Genomic DNA, 4,463 nt, shown 5'->3' with positions numbered 1-4,463 from the left:
AATGCTATCTGTTACTAAAACAGATACAGGATTTAATTTAACTACCTCAAATGGCGACTTTAGCTGCGAGTCGTTAGTGATAGCGACTGGCGGTTTGTCCATGCCCAAATTAGGTGCTACGCCTTATGGCTATAAGCTGGCAGAGCAATTTGGTTTAACTGTATTATCTACCAGTGCTGGTTTAGTTCCATTTACGTGGCATGCCGAACAAAAAGTGCGCTTTGAGCCGTTATCGGGTATTGCTGTGCCAACAACCATTACCGCCCAAGATGGTACTCAATTTAGCGAAGCGTTATTGTTTACTCATCGAGGTCTATCAGGCCCAGCAGTACTGCAAATTTCTAATTACTGGCAGCCAGGTGAAGCAATTTCTATCAATTTATTACCGGGTGAAAACGCGTTAGATAAAATTGAATTTGCACTAAAACATCATCCAAAGCAAAGCCTACGCAATACCTTAAGCCAGTGGTTACCTAAGCGTTTGGTTGAAACACTATTTGACGAGTCTCAACTAGATAAAGCATTAAACCAACTCGGCCACGGCGAGCGAGAAAAACTCGCTAACGACTTAAAAGACTGGTCTATTACCATGAATGGTACCGAAGGTTACCGCACCGCAGAAGTCACTTTAGGCGGCGTCGATACTAATGAATTGTCATCTAAAACCATGCAAGCTAATAAGGTGCCAAGTTTGTATTTTATTGGTGAGGTAATAGATGTAAGTGGTTGGTTGGGCGGGTTTAATTTTCAGTGGGCTTGGTCATCTGGTGTCGCGGCTGGATTGGCTGTTTAGTTGTTTTCGTGGAATTGCAACGAAGACTATTTGAACTCAACGAAGACAATCTTTTGTACGATGTTCTATTTTTTTAATCTATAACCTTGCCTAGGCAGCGTATGGAGATAACCAAAATCACTATGTCACTGCATGGTTTTGGTTGTATAGACTCTAGAAGAAAAAGAGCGGAGATAACCGCTCTTTACACTGATTTATAGCGCTAAAAGCTATTTAGCAAAGAAAGATTCATTAGTGCCATAAGGGCCTAAATCTAGGTCTCGTTTGCGAATCGCATCAACGCGGTCAAAGGCCTCTTCTGCAACACGTAAGTTTTTTACGTCTTTACGCCAGTAATATTTAAAGCCATCGAAGTGAGCATTTTTAGGATACCAATACATTACACCTAAACCTTTATCAGTAAGGATTGGTGTGTTGTGGATACTTGCACCAGGAATATAAAAGTACTGACTTAAGCTAAGAGATTGGAACTTGTTGTCTGCTAATGTTTTACTGCCACCAGTTACAACATAATAGCATTCCGGTTGACCATGGAAGTGTGGTGCATGGTCTGATTTACCACCATTTGTGATACCAATAACTACGGGGCTGTCAGACAGCTCTTTCCAAAGATAGCCAACGGGAGCATTTTTCAAATCACAGTTTTTGGCTTCCATGATGTTGCCATCGTCATCCATTGTCTTACAAAAACGTTGATCAGCTGCAATGCTGTCGTTTGATTTGATAGAGTTAAAATCGACTTTTCCAGCTTCCCAATCTGCAATATATGCTTCAACTAGCGGGTCGCTACATTCTGCGGGCATAGTGTCTTGTGGCGAGAATGGTGTACTGTCATATGGTACTGGTGTCATTTGTTGGTATGGAAGTTGAGCATGCTCCGGACCTGCTGCCATGGTTGTTGCTGACGCTAATGCGGCCAACGCGCAGATCATTTTTAATTTCATCATTTTCATCCTATTTGTTTTATTGAATGCCCGAAGCAGCATCTATTGTGCAATTTCTTTAGGCTCTGGACTAACAATAGTGTTAAGTCGCATTGGTAAGTTTGAGTTGGATCACGCAGAGTTGCCTGCAGCAAACTTATTCGCGAAGGTGGTCACGAATAAGTTTACTTTTACGGTTTTAAAAAAATAATTGAATCGTAAATTGGCTGTAGTTTGATGCCAATGAAGCTTGGCCAGAGTCAGTGTTATGCGAGGCATCAGCCTCTTGTTGAAATCGACCTACTTCAATCCCTATGGTCAAATATGGACTGAGTTGTGTAAATACGTTGGCGCACAGATGATATCGGTTTGCGTCACTGAGCCTGGTTTTAGTCCACCCATAAACTAAGTTGCTTCTATATACTTCAGACCACTCGTGATGATAAGCAAGCATTCCTGCTGTTGTTGTTTCTGCTTTACCTAAATAAACATCACTAGCGGCAGATGTACCGACATAACGGCCTAATTTTCCATAATGAAATTGAAATCGAATATCGTCTTTGCTGCTAATAGAAATTTTGCCTGCAATAGAGCCGCCAAGTCCCCATTCTTTATTATTTTCGGGACCTGTGTTTAACTGACGCCCCAAGGTTGAAAACGATAACAATCCATTTTGCCAATGAGTATCGTAACGTATAACAATATCGGGCAATGTGTCTTGCGTTGTTGATATGTCGTCACCGTTAATATCTGTTCCATACGTACTGGGGTTTTCTATTGCAAACATCCAACTATTAGTTTGATAACGAATAAGACTTTGTCGCACCATTGCTTGTCCAACTAATGCGCCTCCAAGATCAGATGTTTCTGCAAAACTTTGAGTATTGATAAAGCTAGTCCAATTTTGCCCAGCAGTTAAGCCAGCATATTGAATATATGCATGTCTTAATCTAGGACTGTATGAATTAGAGAAATTTGTGTCTCCTTGTTCTGACCCAGAAAAGTCAATTTCTACAAAACCTTTAGCTGCTTCAATCGATTGAGCTCTTTCCGGAATAATGGTCATATTCAAACGGCTTTCTTGGGTGCTAATTTGGCTGCGGCGGGTATTATCCTCTGGCGTTGCAGAACCCGTCCAGCTGTGTTGATAAGCAAGATCACCCTCAACAATCCGCGCATTGGTTTTGATAAATCCGCCCAAGTTGACCTCTGTGGCATAACTTAATGGCATAAGGATAAAATTAGCCATCAAGATTGAAGTGAGTGTTTTGATCATAGGATTTTAATCAGTATTGAAGTTGGTAGTACGTAAGGCATTGCTTTATTTATGTAGATACATGAAGCAAAGCAAACTTGATAACAGCTACTTGGAGCGACTAAACGCCAGAGGTGGGCAATGCCTGAAATACAAATATATGTATTTCAGGCTTAAGATTTAGAAGTAATAACCAAAGTTGATGTTGATACGCTTATCCCAGCCATCGCCGGTTTGCGCTAAGCCAACATGGTCATCAGAACCAGTTGAGAACGTCATGTTTTTGCCCATGACAAAATCGACCATCGTGTATGTTGCTCCAGCAGAAATTGCGGCCCCCAAAACATTTTGGTAGCTATTGTCATAAGTTGAGTCTTCGACATCAGGAGTCATGATATTGAAGTCATTGTATATCTTAACGCTACCAAAGCTTGTTGGGATTGTTTTAGATAAGTTGACCGTATAAGCCTGACCTTTAGAGGCAATTTCATATTGCCAGCTCACTACCGATACACCAATTTTATTTGGGTTTTCACTGTCAGCAGCATCATATTCATATTGCATTGCTTGGGCTTGAAGTTCCCAGTCATTGTATTTAGTGTCTAAGTGCAATGCGATACCGTAACGGTCCCCATTATTACCCGTAGCATTATTGTAAATTTGTCCAACTTCGATAGATCCACCTAAGGTTGTTGAGCCACCTTCGTGTTCCATGGTGTAAGTTTGACGAATATTAAACTGGTTAGTTTCTTCGTTGTTATAGGTGATGCCGTTATCAATGCCATCATAAGTTGCATCTATGGTGCCGCTATAAAGGTCAGTAGCATAACGCTTGTTTTCACTGGCGGCATATTCTGGGTTTTTATAAAATGCGATATCGGTGTGCCAACCGTTTTTTTCATATACGGCTTTAATACCAACATCATGATCATCCTCAAAACCTAGGTAGTACGGAATACCAAACCACCAACTGTTAGAGATAAAGTCCCTGTTGCCGAATGGCACTTTATTAATACCAAACTGGATTTGCCAATCAGGAATCGCATCATAGTATGCATAGCCATATTTGATATAGTCAGTCGACGAGGTGAAACGGTATTCTGAAGCTAAGCCCCAATCGCCTTTTTTACCGTTAAACTTGATGGCCACCATATCTAAGGTTAAATCACCTAATTTGTCTTTTGAGCTGTCGCTATAATCTTTATAGCTGTAGTTGACGCGAACAGCACCACCAACATTAATACCGTCTTCAGCTATTGCTTGATTGCTAAAGCTGGTCATTGCAATTGCTGCCGCAACCGTAGATAACATAAATTGAGTTGTTTTTTTCATCATCATTCCTAAATATTTCTTTTTATAGCATTACATATTGTGGAACCAAGTGCGGTGACACTCAGCGCATACTGGAGCTTTCTTCTGGTGCTCTCCATGACAAGCCAAGCAACTAGCACCCTGGTTGTAATGGAACGACTTGTGCGGATTAGCCTCTTTT

General features: G+C 41.0%; 5 protein-coding genes. 1 reads left to right on the top strand and 4 read right to left on the bottom strand.

Annotated features, from left to right (window positions below):
* On the top strand, window positions 1–793 hold a 793-nt coding region (locus CXF78_RS11135; RefSeq protein WP_102036813.1), incomplete at its 5' end, for an aminoacetone oxidase family FAD-binding enzyme.
* A 209-nt stretch (window positions 794–1,002) separates the two neighbouring features.
* Here the strand turns inward: CXF78_RS11135 and CXF78_RS11130 are convergent.
* The 4 genes from CXF78_RS11130 to CXF78_RS21830 form a co-directional block, all read right to left on the bottom strand.
* Complete coding sequence (locus CXF78_RS11130; protein ID WP_102036812.1) at window positions 1,003–1,740, bottom strand: cupin; 738 nt, start codon at window positions 1,738–1,740, stop codon at window positions 1,003–1,005.
* 175 nt (window positions 1,741–1,915) lie between these two features.
* A complete protein-coding gene (locus tag CXF78_RS11125; protein WP_257984889.1) occupies window positions 1,916–2,965 on the bottom strand; it encodes a porin in 1,050 nt (349 codons plus the stop codon).
* A gap of 186 nt (window positions 2,966–3,151) precedes the next feature.
* Window positions 3,152–4,306 (bottom strand): hypothetical protein, encoded by a 1,155-nt coding sequence (locus CXF78_RS11120; RefSeq protein ID WP_102036810.1) that lies wholly within the window; start codon window positions 4,304–4,306, stop codon window positions 3,152–3,154.
* A gap of 27 nt (window positions 4,307–4,333) precedes the next feature.
* Window positions 4,334–4,463: cytochrome c3 family protein (locus tag CXF78_RS21830; RefSeq protein WP_180957116.1), on the bottom strand; the 130-nt coding region annotated here is incomplete at its 5' end.

The organism is Shewanella sp. 11B5 (genome assembly GCF_002836795.1).
In the GTDB taxonomy this organism is placed as follows: Bacteria; Pseudomonadota; Gammaproteobacteria; order Enterobacterales; family Shewanellaceae; genus Shewanella; species Shewanella frigidimarina.
This window is presented reverse-complemented; position numbering and strand designations above follow the sequence as displayed.

Excerpts from the sequence above, each read along its gene's own strand:
- CXF78_RS11120 (WP_102036810.1), bottom strand. The coding sequence starts at position 4,306 with ATGATGAAAAAAACAACTCAATTTATGTTATCTACGGTTGCGGCAGCA.
- CXF78_RS11130 (WP_102036812.1), bottom strand. The coding sequence starts at position 1,740 with ATGATGAAATTAAAAATGATCTGCGCGTTGGCCGCATTAGCGTCAGCA.
- CXF78_RS11125 (WP_257984889.1), bottom strand. The coding sequence starts at position 2,965 with ATGGCTAATTTTATCCTTATGCCATTAAGTTATGCCACAGAGGTCAAC.